Annotated in this window: 12 protein-coding genes and 2 pseudogenes; 1 reads left to right on the forward strand and 13 read right to left on the reverse strand. The window is 43.7% G+C overall.

Annotated features, from left to right (window positions below; genetic code table 11):
* From A3CS_RS1000000112210 to rplY, 10 genes and pseudogenes are all read right to left on the reverse strand, one after another.
* A pseudogene (locus A3CS_RS1000000112210) lies at positions 1 to 292 on the reverse strand (transposase); the annotation flags it as partial.
* An 81-nt stretch (positions 293 to 373) separates the two neighbouring features.
* Positions 374 to 1,798, reverse strand: a complete 1,425-nt coding sequence (gene sbcB / locus A3CS_RS0103600) for an exodeoxyribonuclease I (protein WP_005589188.1) — start codon at positions 1,796 to 1,798, stop codon at positions 374 to 376.
* Positions 1,799 to 1,812: 14 nt separating this feature from the next.
* Complete coding sequence (locus tag A3CS_RS0103605) at positions 1,813 to 2,685, reverse strand: DMT family transporter (protein WP_005545453.1); 873 nt, start codon at positions 2,683 to 2,685, stop codon at positions 1,813 to 1,815.
* A gap of 75 nt (positions 2,686 to 2,760) precedes the next feature.
* Positions 2,761 to 7,251, reverse strand: coding sequence for a chromosome partition protein MukB (mukB, locus tag A3CS_RS0103610; RefSeq protein WP_005545451.1), 4,491 nt, complete (start codon positions 7,249 to 7,251; stop codon positions 2,761 to 2,763).
* A complete protein-coding gene (mukE, locus tag A3CS_RS0103615; protein ID WP_005545450.1) occupies positions 7,251 to 7,991 on the reverse strand; it encodes a chromosome partition protein MukE in 741 nt (246 codons plus the stop codon). The genes mukB and mukE overlap by 1 nt, the downstream gene beginning before the upstream one ends.
* 20 nt (positions 7,992 to 8,011) lie before the next feature.
* Positions 8,012 to 11,469: pseudogene (locus A3CS_RS0103625) on the reverse strand (acyl-[ACP]--phospholipid O-acyltransferase).
* Positions 11,470 to 11,639: 170 nt separating this feature from the next.
* On the reverse strand, positions 11,640 to 12,968 hold the full coding sequence (gene mukF / locus A3CS_RS0103630; RefSeq protein ID WP_005545444.1) for a chromosome partition protein MukF: 1,329 nt from the start codon (positions 12,966 to 12,968) through the stop codon (positions 11,640 to 11,642).
* Positions 12,969 to 13,147: 179 nt separating this feature from the next.
* Positions 13,148 to 14,026, reverse strand: coding sequence for a D-alanyl-D-alanine carboxypeptidase family protein (locus A3CS_RS0103635; RefSeq protein WP_005589181.1), 879 nt, complete (start codon positions 14,024 to 14,026; stop codon positions 13,148 to 13,150).
* A gap of 174 nt (positions 14,027 to 14,200) precedes the next feature.
* Complete coding sequence (locus A3CS_RS0103640) at positions 14,201 to 14,803, reverse strand: hypothetical protein (protein WP_005545441.1); 603 nt, start codon at positions 14,801 to 14,803, stop codon at positions 14,201 to 14,203.
* A gap of 148 nt (positions 14,804 to 14,951) precedes the next feature.
* Positions 14,952 to 15,239 (reverse strand): 50S ribosomal protein L25, encoded by a 288-nt coding sequence (rplY, locus tag A3CS_RS0103645; RefSeq protein ID WP_005538860.1) that lies wholly within the window; start codon positions 15,237 to 15,239, stop codon positions 14,952 to 14,954.
* 213 nt (positions 15,240 to 15,452) lie between these two features.
* Between rplY and A3CS_RS0103650 the strand changes: the two genes are divergently transcribed.
* Complete coding sequence (locus tag A3CS_RS0103650) at positions 15,453 to 16,058, forward strand: DedA family protein (protein ID WP_005538859.1); 606 nt, start codon at positions 15,453 to 15,455, stop codon at positions 16,056 to 16,058.
* A gap of 118 nt (positions 16,059 to 16,176) precedes the next feature.
* Here the strand turns inward: A3CS_RS0103650 and A3CS_RS0103655 are convergent, their stop codons facing one another.
* From A3CS_RS0103655 to glgC, 3 genes are all read right to left on the reverse strand, one after another.
* Positions 16,177 to 18,642, reverse strand: coding sequence for a glycogen/starch/alpha-glucan phosphorylase (locus A3CS_RS0103655; protein WP_005589179.1), 2,466 nt, complete (start codon positions 18,640 to 18,642; stop codon positions 16,177 to 16,179).
* A gap of 123 nt (positions 18,643 to 18,765) precedes the next feature.
* The gene (gene glgA / locus A3CS_RS0103660; protein ID WP_005545436.1) at positions 18,766 to 20,205 is read right to left on the reverse strand and encodes a glycogen synthase GlgA; all 1,440 of its coding nucleotides are present in this window, start codon (positions 20,203 to 20,205) and stop codon (positions 18,766 to 18,768) included.
* Positions 20,206 to 20,406: 201 nt separating this feature from the next.
* Positions 20,407 to 21,717, reverse strand: a complete 1,311-nt coding sequence (glgC, locus tag A3CS_RS0103665) for a glucose-1-phosphate adenylyltransferase (RefSeq protein ID WP_005538828.1) — start codon at positions 21,715 to 21,717, stop codon at positions 20,407 to 20,409.
* Positions 21,718 to 21,736: the final 19 nt, after the last annotated feature.

Consider the following 21,736-nt stretch of genomic DNA (forward strand, 5'->3'; position numbering starts at 1 on the left):
GAGTGCCTCCAACTCCTTTAGGTAAGCAATCTGTGCACGTGCTAATGCCAGCTCTCGTTGCAGCTTTTTAAACGCTTTTGGGGAAAAGTCTGTTTGTTCCGGGATTTCAATCGCTTTCTTTTTCATCTTTGGCTTCACTATTTTAGGGCGTTGAGGGTTTATATAAGGGGATTTTACGCCATTAAGCCCTCTTTCACGAAAGGCTTTTCCAATAAATGACTTGAGAACGAGAAATCTGATGAAATTTAGCCACCTCACGGATACCAAAATCCTGCTCGGTGACCTGTTTGATAGTTTTTTAACGAAATTGATAAGAGTAAGACATAATCTGCACCTCAAATTAGGTGTCCAGGTTTTGGGGGGCAGATCACTTTTAACCGATTATTTTCGTTCCATATTCATAGACCTTTTGCAATAACATAAGATTTTCTTCATTGTTGGAATATTGTTCGGCTAATTCTTGAAGACGTTGTTCAAATTGCAAAGCCTCGGCATCTAATTTTTTACGGCAGTATTTTTGCCATTTAATTTGTTCCGCACGGTTCAATGTACGATAGAAATGTCTGGCACGATAATGGAACAGCAATTCAGGAATTCGTGGATCTTGAAAACTAAGATTATGTTTAGCCAATTTTTCGGGTTCCAAACTGCGTAAAATCGCCATATTGTTTTTATCGGCGTCACTAAAAAAGCCGTTATACAGTTCGGTTTCAACATTATCGGAAGCGTCAAATTCACGTTCCTGATGAAAAATATCCATTACTTTTTGGCGAATATCTTTTGCTTCCTGCAAACGTTGTCGGTTTTGCGCACATAACTCCTGATCAATACCTAAACGTTCGGCGTTTTGTGGCAACAAAGTTTTAGCCGGCGCAACAATCGGACATTTATTGATATGAATGAGCTTCAATGGCACAGGCAATGCACCGGCAGCCAATAAGGTCTCTTTTTTGGTGTAAAGATTTTCACGCAACTCCCCTACCGATTTTGTTAATAAATCATCAATATCGGCAGTTAAATCACAGACAATAACGGCATTTTTATTCGTCGGATGCCAGGTTAAAGGTGCAATTAACGTGGTATTTCCGCGATAATTCCCCAACATTCCCGACACATGTACCAATGGCATCATTTCTGCGGTATCGATGAGCTTTTCAACCTCCTTTTTACCCCGATTTTCAAAGAAATATTGGAATAATTTAGGCTGTTTCCGCTTGATGAGCTTTGCCATTTCAATAGTGGCATACACATCTGACATGGCATCATGCGCACTATCGTGCGCTATTCCATTGGCCTCTGTCAGTTTTTCCAGGCGGAAACTCGGCATACCTTCATCATCTAAAGGCCATTCAATACCGTCCGGGCGCAACGCATAGCAAGCACGCACCAAATCCAGTAAATCCCAACGGGAATTGCCGTTTTTCCAGCTGTATTCATAAGGATCGATAAAATTACGGTAAAACGTATAACGGGTCATTTCATCGTCATAACGAATGTTATTAAAGCCCATCACGCAAGTATTCGGACGGCTGAATTCCTGTAAAATTTTGGCGGCAAATTCGGGTTCCCACAGCCCTTTTTCGTTGCATTCCTGTGGTGTAATTCCGGTGACTAAAACCGCTTCTGGTGCAGGCAAATAATCGTTAGTTTGCTTGCAATAAAGAACAATCGGCTCACCGATAATATTAAAATCCTCGTCAGTGCGAATGCCACCGAATTGTGCCGGGCGATCCGTTGCGGGATTGACCCCAAAACTTTCATAATCATAAATAAAAAAACTAAAGTCGTTTTTTGCCATCATTTTTCTCAAATCTAAGCCAAAATTTTATCTAAATAATACAAACAAAAGATTGCCGTTAAGCTAAATACAATACCTAACCAATTAATTTTGGTTATTTTCTCTTTAAAAATTAATGCGCCGGTGAAGGTGCCTAAACAAATTACACCGATATTCATACCGGCAAAAACCAACGTTGGATTAGAGCCAAAACTTTGATGCGCTTTAATGTAAAACAAAATATTAAAGAAATTCAGCACACCTAAAATAATGCCGCCTACAAAGCTCTCTATATTCCATTTGGTTTGTTTAAACAGCAAATAAATGAACATAATGCAGGCTGCCAATGAGAACGCGATAAACAAGGTTGTTGGGAATGCGCCGCCGCTTTTCGCTACTTGTTTGAATAAAATATCAATAATACCGTAGCCGAACCATACGCCAACCAATCCCAAAATACCACGAAGATCGACCGCACTTTGTGGATTCGGTTTGCTTAATAGACAAAATAACCCGATAAACGCCAACACAATTCCGACAAGCTTTGGTTGGCTTAAGGTTTCATGAAAGATTAAAAATGCGGCGAGAATCGGTAAGAATAAGGATAAACGCTGTGCCGCATCGGAACGTACAATACCGGCGAATTCCACCGCTTTGGACATAATAATAAATACGCTTGGTAACAAAATACCTAATGCCAAGAAAATCGGCATATTTTCACTTTGTGCGATGAAATCCGTAAATTCAAGCCCTTTGAAATCCGGTTTTAACAAAAACCAAGAAAGTGACAACGCAACAGTATAGTTAAATGCAATAGCTTGTTGAATAACGATATTACGCTTGCGGGCAACTTTCAATAGTACGGAAACCGCTACGCTACAGAGGACGGCGATAATGAGATTGTGCATTTTTTATTCCTTTTAATGAAATAAAGTGCGGTCAAAAAACACTTTATTTTTTAACCGCACTTTTTCTTTTACAAACTACTCTGTTGCGCCGAATCCGCGTAAGCCGACTACATGAACGTGTTCGTGATTACCGGAAATTTTCCGCACCAGTTTGTAGGTTGTGCCTTTTTCCGGGCTGATATTTTCCGGGGCGGCGATGAGCAATTGCATATCTAGCCGTTCGCACAGCTCGAATAAAGTGGAAATAGATTTGGCATCCAAACGCGCCGCTTCGTCCAAGAACAATAAGCGGCACGGCACAATATCTTTGCCACGAATACGGCGGCTTTCTTCTTCCCAGCTTTGCACCACCATTAAGAGGATGGACATACCGGTACCGATGGCTTCACCGGTGGATAATGCACCGCTTTCCGCGCGTAACCAACCGTCTGCGCCACGGTACACCTCTACTTCCAAATCAAGGTAATTACGGTAATCCAGTAATTCTTCACCGATGGTTTGTGCCGTGCGTTGTCCTACATCAATATGCGGATTCAGGCGTTGATATAATTTCGCAATAGCCTCGGAAAAAGTCATACGATTGTCGGTAAATAAATCCTGATAATCCGATTGGTTGCCGGAAAGCGCATCCAACAACATGGCGTGCGTATCACGAATATTCACCACCAAACGCACTGATTTCACCTGACCGAAGGCGATATTTTGCAAGCCTTGATTCAGCATACGAATACGATTTTGTTCACGTTGAATGGTTTTACGCATAATGTTTGCCACGCTTTCAGAGCTGATCGCCAGTTTCTGTTCACGACCGGTTAACTCTTCCGTTAAGCGGGAAAGCTCGATTTCCATTTGCTCGATGGCATCAATCGGGTCGTCGGTTTTCAGAATATCCTGACGGATACGTTCGCGTAGATGTTGGTATACCGCAATAAAGAACCGCACTTTATTTTCCGGTTTGCGACTGTCTTCCGATAAACGTAAGGCATCGCGCAGATATTCGTTATCGGCAACCGCCGTACGCAACGCACCAAGGGCTTTGTCCGACATGGAACGTAGCTCATCGGCGGATAAATATGCCAATTCACGACGATTTAAGCGTTTTTCCACATCAGAATTGCGAGATAAACGCAGCACCACGCACCAGCTCATTTTAGCCGCCGTTACCAATTCGCGCTGGGTTTTGTAGTCCCGTTCCGCTTTACGAATGCGGCGGGTAAGATTTTCCGCTTCGCTTTCAATGAGGGTGAGTTGTTTTTCAATGTAAGAACGGCGCTGACGATTAGTGGAAAGTTGTTGATACAACTCATCCCGACGGATTTTTGCACGTTCTTCCGCGCCTTCGTCGGCACGTACACCCAATTCGCCGATTTCCTGCATTAATTCCTGCAACATTTGGTTTTTACTGTTGAAAGAACTTTGCAATTGAATCAACACTTGATTGTATTGTGCATATTGCGCTTGAACCTGACGCAATTGCTCGCGCTGTGTTTCGCGTTGTTGTTGCATTTGCTCCAAACGGGCGCGCAATTGTTCGTTTAATTCGGAGGTTTCCGTTTGCACGCTTTCTGCGTAGTTGAAATGGGCTTTACGTTGCACCACATCCGCCAAAGCAAACACTTTTTGTTGCACCTGTTTTTGCAACTGAATGGCTTGCTCATAGTCGGCTTTTAAGTGTTCATAATTTTCCGGATCGCTTTGCAAAGTATTGGCAATCGGCTCTAATTGTGACAACGTGACGCCGTATTGACGAATAAATAACTCATCCTGTTCGGCTAAATCCAGCTGTTCGCGGCATTCTTCAATGCGATCGGTTAAACTGTCATCCGCCAATAATGGCAATTGCGGAATTAATTTATTCAACAACTGCATACGTTCTTTCGCATCATCCAAACGAATGCGAATTTGTTGTTCGCCGGTCAGGAATTGGTTTAGTTCGCGTTCAATTTCATTGCGCTGCTGATTGGTCCGAGCCATGACCTGTTCTGGATTATCTTGGAACGCTAATGCTAAATGTAAACCGACAAATTGGCTGAAATGTTCGTGTAAACGCTGGCATTTTTGCACGTCAAAAGCGCGTTGAGCGTAATGTTCCGCCACTTCCTCACGTTTTGCCTGTAATTCTTCCAAATGTTTTTCACGAGCGGCACGACCAAACAACGGAATTTCCGGGAATTTAGAATAACGCAATTCACGATCGGACACTTGCACCACAACGCCCAGTTCCAATTCCTGTGCGGAAAGTACGCTATCATCAAACGCCGCCGGATCGCCTTCAATTAAATATAAATCCTCCGGGCAATCTTCCAGATTGGCAAGTTGTTCTTTTACCGCATTCAGATCACGCACGACAATAGCATGACGCGCCGGACCGTATAGCGCGGAGAAATAAGGCGCGTCTTCAATCGGCACATCATCATACAACTCGGAAAGCAACACGCCGCCGAAACGTTCCGCAAGTACGTTCAAACGGGCATCTTCGGATCCGTCGGGCTGACTTAATCGGCTGATTTGCTCATCTAATTGCTGACGTTGTAACTCAAGCTGATCGCGCTCCATGGTGAATTCACGCTCTTTAACCAACTGTGCCTGCATGAAATTCATCACGTCTTGGCTGTCGGCAAATTGCTCACCGCTTTGATCCTGCAATCGTTCCAACGCCGCTTGTGCCGTGAGCCATGCCGGTGCTTTACGGGCGTTTTCCTCATAAAGTGCGGTCAAATTTTCACGTTTTTGGCGAAGGGTTGAACGCTGCACTACCAAGTCCGAAAGTTCAGCCGACAAATCCTCAATTAAAGCTTCCTGTTCACCATAAAATTCTTCTAATTCATCTGCGGTTTCTAAAGACAAATTGGCGCGTTGATTAAAATCGTTTAATAATCTGACCGCACTTTGTTGTTGATTCAGACGTTGTTCCAATTCATGTAACTTGGCGCGTAGTTGCGGTGTTTGCTGTGCTTGCAGTTTTTGTGTCGGATATTCACGCAACAATTCTTTCGCACTTTCCCACGCAGCAGAACGAGGTACATCGCCGGCAATTTTGCAAACCAACTGATAGGCTTTGTCGAATTGCGTTTTTGCCGCTTCGGAAATAGACATTTTTTGTTCAAGTTCAAGCACTTTATCCGTTAGCACTTCCGCTTGCGCTTCAAATTCTTCGTGGTAAACATCCACATTTTTCACGGCTAAATCCGCCAAACCGCACAACGTTTTGGCTTTTTCTAAGGCTTGAATGGCTTGTTGATATTGCAATGCGCGGGTTTGTTGCGCATCCAACGCCTGTTGATAATCCGCCAATTGCGAACGTAGGTTGTCAACTTCCTGTTCCGTTTGTTCAAATTGCGCTTGGCTTTCTTCTAACTGCTCGTTGGCGGTTTCTACCACCATTTTTTGTTCTTCTAACCGCTCTGTCAGCTCGCCGACATTTTCTTGATAGCGGGAAATTTTTTCCTGATGACGTAACGCATTCAGCACTAAATTCAAATGATCTAACGCGCTTTGGTGATCTACTTCCAACGTTTTTTCATTTTCTGCCAATTCGGCAGCTTCGCGGCTTAAATCCACTAAGCGATGTTGAGATAAATCCTGTTCGGATTTGGCTTTATACCATTCCTGACGGAAATTTAACGCGCTTTCGATATTGCCACGGCGTTCATTGGCATTGCGCATATAATCCGCCGCCACATAATTAGTGGATTCGGTGATTAAATGCTTGAATAAATCGCGATCCGCTTGAGTCACTTTAATCGCTTCCAAAGTCATGCGGTTTTCGCGCAAAGCACTTTCCATATCTTGGAATGCTTTTTTCACCCCAAGATTTTCCGGCAATAAATAATCACGTAAAGAACGGGTAATGGCGCTGGAAATACCACCGTATAAAGAGGCTTCGATGAGTTTGTAGAATTTACTGCGGTCGGAAGAAGAACGTAAACGTTTCGGGATAATTCCCAAATCGAACATCATGCCGTGATAGTCGGTGATGGAATGGTATTGCTTAAATTGCGCGCCGCTTTGCTCCACTTTGTCTTTTAATTCGTTCAACGTAAGCACGCGGGCTTGGCGTTCATTGAGGGTTTCGGTGAAAAGTGCGGTCGGATTTACGGATAATTCTACGCCTTGAATAGAAAAGGTTTTTAAATCTACTTTTTTATCGCGTCCTGCCACCTGTTGTAGACGCACGCCGACAATAATCCGTTGATGGCGGGAATTAATGGTATCCAGCGCCGCGTAACAAACTCCCGGACGCAATTTTCCGTGCAAACCTTTGTCGCGTGAGCCGCTTGTTGCGCCGGCTTCCGTGGTGTTACGGAAATGCAATAAGGTTAAATCGGGAATGAGCGCCGTCACAAATCCCGCCATAGTGGTGGATTTACCGGCACCGTTACCGCCCGATAAGGTGGTAACCAATTCGTCCAAATCAAAGGTGCGAGCGAAAAATCCGTTCCAGTTGATAAGCGTTAGAGAACGGAATTTACCGCGTTCTACCCCACTGTTTTGGCTAAAGATAACAGGTGCGGCTTCAGCCGTCGTATCCATTACGTCATTTTCCAGGGATAATTCTTCAGTCATTATTCTTGTTCCTCTTCTACGAATTCTTCTTCCACTTCCGCATCGTTTTCGCTGTTTTCCGCGTCACTTTGTAACGCCAGTTTTTCTGCCTGTAAGGATTGCGGGGTTGCCGCTTCACCATCACGAATTAAGCGTAATTGTGCTTCAATCGGATCATCGCCGGCACGCACTTCGGCGCCAAAGCGGAACGCGGATTCGGAAATGGTAAATTTACCGCTGTTCGGTTCACCCACTGTGTAAATCATGCCTAAACGACGCAAACGACCGATTGCCGTCCGCACTTTTTCCGCCAATTTTTGTTTATCCAAATCGGAACCGCTGGAACGCTGATTCACCGCCTTCAGCAATTTGCCTTCATCGGCTAAATTCAGCAACTCGTCATACACTTCCTGAGTGCTGAAAATCCCCTGCTGTGCCAGGCATTCCGGGCTTAAATACAAATAACACAACACTTTGCCCACCAACATTTCCAATTCCGTTAACACGGAACGCGCGATTAACGTCGTCGCTTTCGGGCGTAAATAGAAAAAACCTTCCGGCGCACGGATAAGTTCCACGTTATAACGACGATAAAACAAATCCAGCTCCGATTGAAAATCAAGTAAAAAGGCGTGGTTATCTAAATGCTCCGTGCCGATATGTTTACCGGAACGCAATTGGCTATCCACCGCCGGAAATAACGGATTGGCAATGGCGGCTGCCAATTTCGGGGAAATTACATCTAGGTTATTTTCTGTCATGTTGTTTCTCTGTTTTGTGTTTATTCGTTATTTTGCACTAATGCGACGGCGAGTTTTTTCGCCCCTTTGAAATCGACTTTACTACTTGCCAAGGTCGGAATTTCATCTACTTTAAAGACAAAAGACGGCTGCATTAACGGTGGTATGGCTGAATTTTTCAACATATTGACGACCTCATTAATATCCGATTCGGTTTTCACTAAAAGCACCACCGCTTCACCTTTTTTCTCATCCGGCACATTTGCAGCGGTAAATTGCACATGTCATTTAAAACCTGTGCAATTTGTTCTTCTACACTGCCTAAGCTAATCATTTCACCGCCGACTTTCGCAAAGCGGGAATAACGGTCAACGATGGTAATAAAACCATTCTCATCAATATGCCCTTTATCACCCGTTTTGTAATAACGCACGCCGTCAATTTCAGCAATGACATCAGCGGTTTTCTCGGCATCGTTTAAGTAACCTTTCATCACCTGTCCGCCACCGATTAAAATTAGCCCGTCTTCTCCCGTTGCTAATTCCTGCAAGGTTTCCGGATCCGCAATTTTAATAATCGTCCCCGGCAACGGCATCCCGACAGAGCCCTGTTTGTTAAATGTCAGCTCTTTTAACGTTTCTTTTTCCAAAATATTCGGCATATTCACCGCTGCAACCGGTGCGGTTTCCGTTGTGCCGTAGCCTTCGTAAATGTCTAAACCGAATTTCAAACGGAACGCTTCTTTCACATCGGCTTTCAGTTTTTCCGCGCCGGCAACCACCATGCGGATATTCTGGAACATTAACGGATGCAATTTTTTATTCTTTATGTAAAGACGGAAGAAGGTTGAGGTGCCGAATAAAATACTGGCATTATGGCGCGCCGCCATTTTCCCCACTGCAGCGCCATCCGTCGGGTCCGGTATGCTCACCATTTTCACACCTTCGCATAACGGAAGTAACGTTGTCACGGTTAAACCGAAAGAGTGGAAAATCGGTAACGAGTTTAAAATCACATCGTCCTTTCTGAAGTTCAACAAATCGCTGATTTGGCGAATGTTGGTTAATAGATTTTTATGGGTTAATTCAATGCCTTTCGGTTCTCCTTCACTGCCGCTACTGAATAAGATTGCGGTGTCGTCTAAACTTACATCGGCAAAATTCAGTAATTTAATCCAGCCTGCAGGGACAAAAAGTGCGGTCAAAAATGCCAGCGTTTTTTGTGTTTTGCTCACAGACTTGCCTAATGTTTCCATCATCACGGCTTTGTCGGCGAGCAGCGCCTGATAATCAAAACCTTTACCGCTTAATTTCCCAAGGAATTTTTCGGACGTAATCACCTGTTGAATGTTGGCTTTTTTTAACGCCAACGCCATACTTTGTTCGCTTAAGGTGTAATTCAGATTCACCGGCACTTTACCATTCACAAATAACGCCATATTGACAATGGCGCCCATGGCGGAGCTTGGCAGTAACACACCGATATTTTTCTCGTTGTTCAGGGTTTGTTTAAACAGTTTGCTGAAAACCAATACGGCACTGATAAATTTTGCATTGGTTAATTCCGTCCCCATGCTGTCGGCAACACATTCGCGGAATAAATTGCTTTTTGCCATCTCCAACCAATAATGGGTCAACGGCTGTTGACGGGAAATAAAGCTTTCCCAAGAAGAGAAGGATAACTCCACCACTTTTTGTTTCATGGCAACATGATCGATAAACTCGCGAATCGGTTTGCCGAATGCCACGATAATGTCACGTTTACCGCGTTGTTTGGTGAGTTCTTTATAATGCTCATCTGCGCGTGAGAAGCTGGAACCCCATAAACCACGCAAATAAAACGGCACGACGCACACGTCTTGCCACTCTTTAATGCTTAATTCGTAGCCGCGCTGAAATTCGTTAATTTGTCCGTTATAGCTGATATGCCCTTCCGGGAAAAGCGCTACCACTTCGCCGTTTTCCAAATATTGACGAATGGTTTCGATACTTTCTTTGCTGGAACCGGCACCGATAGGAATGACTTTGAAGAATTTGAAAATCCAGGTGAGATACCATTTGTTGTAAATGCCGCGATACATCACGAATTTAATGGCGCGCGGGCTGGCGGCTTGTAGCACCAGCCAGTCAATCCAGCTGATATGATTGCCTAATAACAATACACCGCCACGTTGCGGTAAATTTTTTAAGCCTTCCACATGGAAGCGGTAGCCGGTTTTTAGGAAAAGTAATAAAAATAAGCGGGTGAATAAATGCGGCAATTGCAAAATGGCATATAAGGAACCGACAAAACACACCACGGAAACGAAAATAAATAAGCCTGTGGTGGAAATATCCGCGTAAACAAAGGCGATACTTAACAACAAAAAGCCGATCATGGCGATGTTTTGGATGAAGTTATTGCCGGCGATAATTTTCCCCATTTTGGCTTCCGGCGCGAAGAACTGAATGGTAGCGTTTAACGGCACGATAAATAATCCGCCGAATAAACCGAAACAGAAAGAACAGAAGCTGATTAATGCCACATTCGTCGATGATGCTAAGAAAAATAAGGAAACAAACAAGCCTAACGTGCCGAGGGGAACAATGCCTAATTCAATATGATGTTTGGACATAGCACCCGCAATGTAGGAACCGACAATTAAACCGATGCCACTGACGGCTAAAATCATCTGAATGATTAATGCGTTATCATCGTTAAACAACATTTTGTAATGTGCCGGGAATGCCGCCACAATCACCTGTGATACGCCCCAGAAAATGCTTAATCCAACAATGCTAAGCCAAATATTCTTATCGGCGCGAACCAATTTCATGTTTTCTCTTAAGTAGCTTAAAGAAAAATATTTTTTGCTGCTGAAATGTGTTTTTTCTTCACTTTCTGCCGATGGAAAATAAGGCAATCTAAAGGCGAAAATGGCTTCAAATGCGCTAAAAATCACCATTAAGAAACCGATCACATAAATACTGGAAAGTATATCTGCCGGGTTGTCGCTTGCCACATAAATGGCTTCAAAAAGATAAGAGAAAGCAAAAGAACTGAATAAAATCGCCACAATGGTTAAGGCTTGAATTATGCCGTTGGCAGCGCCCAGATTTTCCGTACCCACAATGGATTTGATAATCCCATATTTGGCGGGAGAATAGACCGCACTTTGTGCTGCCAGAATCAAGGTTAACAGGAAAGCAAGCTCAAATGCACCGAAAAAGTAGCTGAGGAAAATTGCAAAAGAAATCAGCACGCCGGCGATGGCTGCATAGCGAATGACTTTCGTTTGGGAATATTTATCGTTGATGAAGCCTGCCGGAGAAAACAAGAATACAAACGGTAATAGAATCATGGCATTGACCAGTGCCGTTAAGACTACCCGCGTGTCACCATCGAAACTTTTTAACAGCACGTTTTGAATAGTAATTTTATGCGCCAAATCTACTCCCGCATTGAGAAATGCAATGGCGAGATAAGGTAAAAAGCCTCTGATTTTAAGTAATTCTTTCATGTTTTCCTTTATGTTAATTTGTTCTTGTTGCCAAAAGTGCGGTGACAAAATCCAGCGGATTTTGAACGTCGGCTTTCCCGACGGCCCCGTGAGGGGTGAACAAGCGAACTTGTGAATAAAATTTTATGTGTTTTTCGCTTTATAAAAACGCCTGAAAAAACGACCGCACTTTAGCTTTTATATTCATCAATGACGTTCGCCTGGACTTCTGCGCCACGTTCGTTAATACTCTCCCAAATCGGATAAATACCGCTTAAATCATCGCTTGGCATCCCCAGACGTACCGCTTGATCCACGATAATTCGCGCCACATCAAAATGTTGTGACAGCGGATAACTTTCCAGTTGTTGTTTTAACACCAGACTTAAATTAATCGGACGTTGATGTTCACGATAATCAATAAGCAAGGTTTGCATGTGTTCCACAATCTGCTCACGAATATCCGCCAAAGATTCGTATTGCAACTCTTCCGGCAATTCACCCAGCGCATCTTCTTCACGTAGGGCTAATTCCTCGTCGCGCAAATCCACCAAACGGTCTGCCTGAGCCGTCCATAAGAACCATGGGTGATCGAAATAATTGTGAATGGAATTGCGTAAACGCTGGGAGAAAACCCGATTTTTATCCATATCAATGGCGGTACGGATAAACTTGTGCACATGGCGGTCGTAGCCAATCCACAAATCAATGGCTTGTTGTCCCCAACTGATAATGCGGTCTAGTTTCGCTTGTAAATTGGTGATCAGTTCATCAATAAAATACAATTCGCCGCGTCCGATAACGCAGTCCTGAATCCGCAATAATTGCGCCTGCAATTTATCACCGGCGGCGTTGAGGGTATCTTGTAGTTCCCGTAAATTGCCCGAGGTTTCGTCTAATAATTGTTCACAACTGGAAATCGCCGCTTGCCAATCTTTGGTTAATAAACCGGCAATTTCATCCTTAATGCTCTGCTGGTTTTCGTCCATTATGCGTTGCGACAAATCAATGCTGTCGAAAATTTCCGCCACGGAATATTTTAACGGCGCAAAGACGTTACGACGCCAATAATGTTCGTCACCGTCTTCTTCGGCGGCATCGGAGGCACGTTGAATTTCATCGGCGACAATGGAAAGCTGAACGGAAAGACGCAAGGCGGAAAATTCGCGCTGACGAATGTAATAATCGGACACACCGACACCCAGCGGGGTTAAACGGTAAATTGCCAAACCTTCGGTAAATTCACTGCTAAAGCGGTTAAGAAAGCGCTGTTTTACCAATTCGTTAATGGCGTTATTGGCGCGGGTGGCAATGGTTTCTTGGGATTGTTCAAAAGCACCGGAAACGTGGCGAAAAATATCCACCAGATCCGATTCGATCATTTCGCCGTCAAAACGTTCGTTATTGTAAATGGCGATTGCCAATAAAAACGCTAGACGATCGGTGGGCAAATTCAACGAAAACTCGCGTTCTTTCGCCCATGAAACCAGCTCGGGAATTGTTTGTGATGTTTCAAGCATTAAGGGATCTCACAATGCATTATTTAAACAAAAGATTGCTGAGATTATACAGGATTTTGATCGTTCTAACAGCTTGAAAATAGCAGGTGCGGTGAAAATTTGAAGAATTTATAAGGGTTTTATTTTTAGGATAGCGATTTTATAAAAATTGACGAAAATGGCAGCGGAAACGCCCTTTTCTAGCCCGCCACTTTTCGAATCAACTCGTCCATTCCGGCTTCGTCATAACCTTCTTCATATTGCATATCATCCACAAAGTCTCTCAACACTTTGCTGTTTAATGCCGTGCAACCGTATTTTTCCAGTTTATTCTTGGTAAAACTGGAACGGTATGCAGAAGAACTGTTATTTAAACTAATCACACCAATGGTAGCGCGATTGCAGGGCACTTTATTAACAAACACCAAATTATATCCTGATTCGCGAATATAACCGGTTTTGTTGATTGCGGCACTGAACATTTCGTCCCGCACCAATTTATTTGTGTTTTTCACAAACACACTACGTTTGCCCGCCTGAACGTAAGTGGAGGAAAGATTGGAAAATGCTTTGATTTCCGGTTTGCTCATGGAATATTTGGTGAGTTTAACCAAATCCATCGCACTGGATACGTTATGGGTAGACAAGCCCGAACTGTCGCTAAAACAGGTGGATTTCATCCCCAATTGTCTGGCTTTTTCATTCATTTTGCCGATAAATTGCAAACGGGTCATACCGGCGGAACGGGATAACGCGTGAGCCGCATAATTGTCGGAATGCACCAACATCATTTTCAGCAATTCACGACAGGAAATCGGCGTATATTTAGGCAATTTGGTGCGTGTGCCTTTAATATAATCATAATCGTCATCGGTAATGGAAGCGGTACAACGGGGGTTTTTGTTGTGTTCAAGAAAAACATTTGCCGTCATCAACTTGGTTACGGAAGCGATCGGACGCACAGTATTCGGCGCACTGCTTTCTAACACTTTGTTGTGAGTAAAATCATACACCACATAAGATTGAGCCATTGCAACGGCTGGCAACAGAAACAATGAAGGAAAAACTTTTTTTAACATAGGACATTCAGGAGAATAAAAACCGAGGCTATTTTAGCAGGTTTCTTTCAACAAGGTTAAAAACATTTGAGATGATACCCTGCGTTGAAAAACATTGTTTTTTTCGACCGCACTTTTACGGGATAAAAAATCGCCTTACTGCATAACAATAAGGCGATTTTCTGTTAGTCGGAATTATTTAGATTCTTGAGCCGGTGCCACAGGTGCTGCTGCAGGCGTAGCTGGAGCCGGATTAAATTTTTGTTCTAAAGCGACGCTTTGTTTTTGTAACTCTAACATTGCATCTCTTAATTTTTCAGCTTTTTCCATGTAAGTTTTTTGTTGTTCCGGTGTCGGGTTCGCTAAACTTACATTCGCTTGTTCAACCAATAGATTGCTGGCTAAACCAAGGACGTTTTTGGTTTGTTCTTTCACCGCTTTCACAGAATCGGCGCTGATATTCAACGCATCTAAACTGGCGATGGTTTCTTGTACGGATTTGTTGAAAGTGTCGATGGCTTCCTGAACTTTCTTATCATCTTTCGCTTGCACCGCAGCAACTAAATCCTGTTGGAATTTTTGTTGTGCTTGAAGCTGGGTTTGTTCTTGAGATTTGTTCCAATCTACTAATTTTTTATAATCAGCCGTCTCATCGGTTTTTGCCGCTTCGGCAGTCGCCGGTGCTGATTGTGTTTGGGCTTCCGGTTTGGCATCCGGCGCTTTGTCTGCCGGTTTATCACAAGCAGTCAAGAAAAGAGCAAATAAAGCAGTTGCACTGATTTTAGTAAATTTGTTCATATTAAAATCCTTTATGAGTTTATGGATAAGTATTGATCCGATAAACGGACAAAACACGGGTCTTAGACAGAAAATTAAATTATTTGTTCCTAACCTTAATTTCCGCCTAAAGAAAAAACTCCGGCAATAACCGGAGTTTTATCAATCATTAAACACGTTTGAAGTCAATGTGAACCAATTTTGGTTTGAACGGGTGACGTTGCATTGCCTGCACTTTCACGGCTACTTCTTTTTCATCAATCACTAGCGTAATCACGTCGGAATAGAAAGTATCGTGCACTTGTGCATTGTTTACATCATCATGATTTAAAATGATGGAAACCGGCGCTTCACTACCACCGTAAACGATAGCAGGAATTTGACCGTTATGACGCAGGCGGCGGCTCGCACCCTTACCTTGCGCCGTACGAACTTCAGCGTTAAATTTAAATGCCATTTTAATATTCTCTTAATGTAAAAAGATTTAAATAAAAAATCGCAGGCGACCCAGCGAGTTCACAAAATTTGCTCAAAGCCTGAACTTTGAGGTGGTGCATTATAATGAATTCGCAAATGTAAAGCAAATTAAAATCCCATAATTTCCCTAGATATTACAACAAAAAACAGGCTAAAATAACACGTTCTTTTTTATCGATTTTAAGAGTATGTAATGGAATTTTTAATTAGCTTTTTTACCGATTACGGTTATTTCGCCGTTTTATTCGTGTTGATTATTTGTGGCTTTGGCGTGCCGATTCCGGAAGATATTACTTTAGTTTCCGGCGGTGTCATTTCAGGTTTGGGCTACGCCAATGTGCACGTTATGTTGCTGGTCAGCTTCTTCGGCGTGTTGTTGGGCGACAGCACCATGTATTGGTTGGGGCGTATTTATGGCGTGAAAATCTTACGCTTTCGCCCGATTCGCCGCTTCCTAACAGTAGAACGCTTACGTTTGGTTCGCAATAAATTTGATCAGTACGGCAACCGTGTATTATTTATAGCCCGCTTTCTGCCGGGATTACGCGCACCGATTTACATGGTTGCAGGCATTACCCGTCGTGTCAGTTTTATCCGCTTTCTTTTGTTGGATTTATTCGCTTCCATTATTTCCGTTCCGATTTGGGTATATTTAGGCGATTTCGGTGCCAGTAATCTGGATTGGTTGCACGAACAAATAAAAAAAGGACAGTCGGTGATTTATATTCTGGTTGCCGTTTTAGTCATATTCGTTGCCTGGAAATGGTATAAAGCACGCAAAACAAAACCCGCCAACTAAAAGTGCGGTCGTCTTTGATGCACTTTTCACTTCAAAAACACTGAAAATTTCAACCGCACTTTTCATAAATAAACAAAACCCCGCTCAAATATGAACGGGGTTAATTTTTAATCACCGATTATTTTGCCGGTTTTAGCGGTTCAATATTCCAGATATTTTCCGCATATTCCTTAATCGTCCGGTCGGAGGAGAAATAGCCCATGTTGACAATGTTTTGAATGGTGCTTTCAATCCATGCGTCGCGGTTTTTATATTTCTCGTCCACCACTTTTTGCATATCCACATAACTACGGAAATCGGCAAACGCCTGATAATAGTCGTGATATTGCAATCCTTGTAACAATTGCAGATAACGATTCGGGTCATTCGGGGAGAACCCGCCGTTGATGATCTGATCAACCACCGTTCTTAATTCCGCGTCATTTTGATAATAATCAAACGGACGATAACCGTCACGGCGTAACTGCGCTACTTGCTCAACGGTGTTACCGAAAATGAAGATGTTGTCTTTACCGACATTTTCCAGAATTTCCACGTTTGCGCCGTCCAACGTACCTAATATTAAGGCGCCGTTAAGGGCAAACTTCATGTTACCGGTGCCGGAGGCTTCCGTACCCGCCAGAGAAATTTGTTCGGAAATATCCGCCGCCGGAATGATTAACTGCGCCAGACTGACGCTGTAGTTCGGAATGAATACCACTTTTAAGCGACCGCGCAAACGCACATCGTTATTAATCACGTTGGCAACGTCATTAATCAAATGAATAGTTTGTTTTGCCGCGTAGTAAGCGGAAGCGGCTTTACCGGCTAAGATAAAGACGCGCGGCTGCCAGTCTTTTTCCGGGTGCGTCAACATCTCGTTGTAACGTGCGATGATGTGCAACACGTTGAGAATTTGGCGTTTATATTCGTGAATACGTTTCACCTGAACATCAAACAAGGCGTGCGGGTCAAGTTCAATACCCAATTCTTTTTTGACGTAATTGGCAAGACGCACTTTGTTATCGAATTTAATGTCGGCAATAGCGCGTTTAAACTCGGATTCATTGGCGTGTTCTTTCAACAACGCAATTTGACTTAAATTACAACGCCAGTCGCTGCCAATATATTGATCGAAAAGCAATGCCAATTTCGGGTTCGCTACGGCTAACCAACGACGTGGTGTAATACCGTTGGTGACGTTAGTGAATCGTTCCGGATAAATACGGGCAAAATCGGCAAAGGTTGAGGTTACCATTAAATCGGAGTGAATTGCCGCCACACCGTTGACTTTGTGAGAACCTACTACGGACAGCCAGCCCATGCGCACTTTACGTTGGTCACCTTCTTCCACCAAAGATACGCGACGGATGAAATCCATGTCGGTAGTGATATAGGTTTTTACATACTCAAGGAAGTGATCGTTAATTTCAAAAATCATTTGTAAATGACGCGGCAGGATTTTCGCCATCATTTCTACCGGCCAGGTTTCCAATGCTTCGGACATTAAGGTGTGGCAGGTGTAAGAGAAAATACGGCGTGTCATATCCCAGGCTTTTTGCCATGCGAAACCTTCTTCATCAATTAAGATGCGCATTAATTCGGGAATCGCCAATGCCGGATGAGTATCATTTAAGTGAATCGCCACTTTTTCCGCAAGGTTCTCAATGGTGTTATGGGTACGTTTATGACGACGAATAATATCCTGTAATGAGGCGGAAACCAGGAAATATTCCTGACGTAAACGCAATTCACGACCGTTCCAGGTGGAATCGTCCGGATATAACACGCGGGAAAGGTTTTTAATTGATGCACGGCTTTCCATCGCCGCAATATGTTGACCACGGTTGAAATCTTCTAAATTGAACATTTCACCGGCGTGTGCCGCCCATAAACGTAAGGTTGCTGCAGAATCATTTTTATAACCCGGGATAACTTGGTCATAGGCCAACGCTACGACGCGCTCACCGATGTCCCAAATACATTTTTTGCCTTCAAAGTGAATGCTGCCGCCGAAAGGAATAGTGAAACGTTTAGACGGGCGAATAAACTCCCACGGTGCACCTTTTTCCAACCACGCATCCGGGCGTTCTACCTGTTGACCGTCTTCAATTTTTTGCCGGAACATTCCATATTCGTAACGAATACCATACCCCATGCCCGGTAAGCCCAACGTTGCAATAGAATCCATAAAACAAGCTGCCAAACGACCTAAACCGCCGTTCCCCAAACCCGGGTCCACTTCCTTTTGAATAATTTCTTCCAAATCAACATTAAGCTCGGAAAGCGCATCACGGGTGACTTCATAAAGCCCTTCGGCAATCATGGCGTTAGACAAAGTGCGACCGATCAAAAACTCCATGGATAAATAATAAACGCGACGTGAACCTTCCGTTCTGGCTCGACGGGCTGTGGTGATCCAACCTTCCGTCACAAAATCACGCACTGCATATAAGGTCGCGTTTAACCAATCGCGCTGACTTGCCTCTTTAGGCGAGCGCCCGATAAGAAAAATCAGTTTATAGACGATCGCCTTCTTCAATGATGCCACATTGATTTCGGGATGATCGTACAAGAATGGAGAATCGAAGTTATCCATTGTCATATAAAATAGTCCTCAGTTAACAATCAAAAAAACGGATGAAATTTTAATCATTCGAGATAAAAAAACAATAATAATCTTCCGTTCAAGCCGTATTTTTACTTGAACGAAAGATTAACTATTTCATTACTTAGATAAAATTCGTTGATATAAATGTTGGTAGTGAGTTGCAGAGATTTGCCAACTGAAATCTTGTTCCATTGCAATAACGCGAACACTTGCCCATAAGCGTTGTTTTTTCCATAAAGCAAATGCCGCTTGCAACGCATGACGTAAGTCATCAGCTGTTGCGTGTGTAAAGACAAAACCTGTTGCTGTTCGCGTTTGAATATTTTCGACGGAAGCGTTAACCACTGTATCCGCCAAACCACCGGTTGCGCGGACTAATGGTAATGTGCCGTATTTCAGTCCGTATAATTGGGTTAAACCGCAAGGCTCAAAACGACTTGGGACTAAAATCACATCCCCGCCGGCAAGCATTAAATGGGATAACGCTTCATCGTAGCCGATTTTCACGGCAACGTTCTGCGGGTAACCTTTCGCTAATTTGCGAATTCCCGCTTCCAAGTGCGGTGCGCCTGAGCCGAGAATCGCAAGTTGCCCGCCTTGTTTAACGATTTCATCGGCGCTTTCCAACAGTAAATCCACGCCTTTTTGTTCCGTTAAGCGGGTGACCATCACAAACAACAGCGCATCGGATTGCTGCGGTAAGTTGAAATAAGCCTGTAGATCCGCTTTATTTTTCCCTTTTCCGCCCATGTATTTCAATTTATACGCGTGCTGAATGTATTGATCGCAATTCGGGTGCCAGATTTTTTCATCGACCCCGTTTAAGATACCCACCAAGCGACCCTCTTGATCGAGAGTGGACAATAAACCTTGTAAACCGTACGCAAATTCCGGCGTGGTAATTTCTTTCGCATAGGTCGGACTCACTGCCGTGACCACATCGGAATAATATAAACCGGCTTTCAAATAAGAAATTTGTCCGAAGAATTCCAAACCGTTCACATGGAACATTTCTGCCGGCAAACCGATTTCAAATAAATGGCGATAATCAAACGGACCTTGATACGCCAGATTATGAATGGTGAACACCGACTTGGCAGGGCGACCTTTATGATATAAATATGCGGCGGTCAATCCGGCGTGCCAGTCGTGGGCATGCACCACTTCTGCGCGCCACCAGCTGTCCAAACCGGTCGCCAGTTCCGCACCGACCCAACCCAACAGGGCGAAGCGTTTATAATTGTCGCCGTAATCGTTGTAATTGGCATCGTGATAAGGATTACCTTCGCGTGCGTACAAATACGGCGCGTCAATCAAATAAATGCCGATGCCGTTGTATTCACCATAACGTAAAATAATGTGTCCGGCGAAATTATCAAATTCTGCCACGACGGAAGTATGCGGAATACCGGCTGCAATAGCAGGATATGCCGGTAATACAATTCGCGTATCAATGCCGATTTCTTTCTGCGCAAAAGGCAAGGCGCCCATCACATCGGCTAACCCGCCGGTTTTCAGTAAAGGATATAACTCCGAGCAAACGTGTAATACTTTCATTTAATTTCCTAATGATGCTTGATTGATGGCGCATTTATACGCCCTACTCTAAAAAGTGCGGTTAAAAATTCAAGTGTTTTTTATTAATAATGATAGTGGTGCGTCTTTCGATGTGTGCCTATAATAAACGCTTTTATTTTAGACACATACAATAAAACATACACCATCATAATAAAAATCATCGTGAAAAACGACCGCACTTTAATCCAGGTGCTCTTCATCGACAACTTCACGCCCTTCTAATTTTTTCAACATAGAAGGGGTAACCAACACCACTTTACCGCTGGAACTGACACGGAAACGTTGGCGATCTAATTCCTTATCCACACCGATATGCATACCATCCGGGATAATACAGTGGCGATCGATAATACAATGTGTTAACACGCAGTTTTTCCCGATTTCCACTTGCGGTAACACCACGGAATGATCGATTTGCGAACCTTCGTTAATTTTGATGCGGTCAAACAACACGGAATAACTGATTGATGCATCGGTAATCACGCAGCCACCACCGATAAGCGAGTTATCCACCGGTTTGATATTGGTGTTTTTATAAAAGAATTTAGATGGATAGGCTTGCACCGGATTACCACGAATCGGCCAGGTTTGGTCGTAAATATCCAATTGCGGACTTTCGGAAACCAAATCGATATTGGATTGCCAGAAGCTGTCCAATGTCCCTACGTCACGCCAGTAAATATCGCCTTCGGTATTACGTCCCATGCAGGAGCGGCTGAACGGGTGAGCGTATAACGCACCTTCTTCCAGACATTTCGGCAATACGTCTTTACCAAAGTCGTGAGAGGTGCAAGGCGTGTTGACCTCCCGATTCAGCATTTCATAGAGATAATCGGCGTTAAACACATAAATCCCCATGGATGCCAATGAGGTATCCGGTCTGCCTGCCATTGCCGGCGGATCTTTCGGTTTTTCCACGAAGGCTTTGACTTTCAGATTTTCATTTACCGCCATAACGCCGAATTCACTGGCTTCGGAACGCGGCACTTCAATACAGCCGACGGTACATTTCGCCCCGCTGGTCACATGGTCTAACAGCATTTGGCTGTAATCCTGTTTGTAAATGTGGTCACCGGCTAAGATCAGGATGTATTTCGGTTTATAGTGATTGCGGATAATCGCCATATTTTGATACACCGCGTCCGCCGTGCCGCGATACCAGGTGGAATCGTCAATTTGCTGACGCGCCGGCAACATATCGATAAATTCGCCGCGTTCCTGCGGTAAGAACGACCAGCCTTTTTGCAAATGGCGCAACAAAGAATGGGCGGCATATTGCGTAACCACACCGATACGGTTTAAGCCGGAATTAATACAGTTGGAAAGTGCGAAGTCAATGATACGACGATTCCCCCCGAAGTAAAGTGCCGGTTTCGCACGTTTATCTGTCAGCTCATGAAGACGTGAACCGCGACCGCCGGCTAAAATAAGAACAAGCGTATCTTTAACAAGATCGTATTTGTTGGGTAATTGGGAAAGACTACTTTTCATAGCGAACTCCATTCTTTGT

The organism is Aggregatibacter actinomycetemcomitans DSM 8324, from assembly GCF_000372365.1.
GTDB classification, from domain to species: domain Bacteria; phylum Pseudomonadota; class Gammaproteobacteria; order Enterobacterales; family Pasteurellaceae; genus Aggregatibacter; species Aggregatibacter actinomycetemcomitans.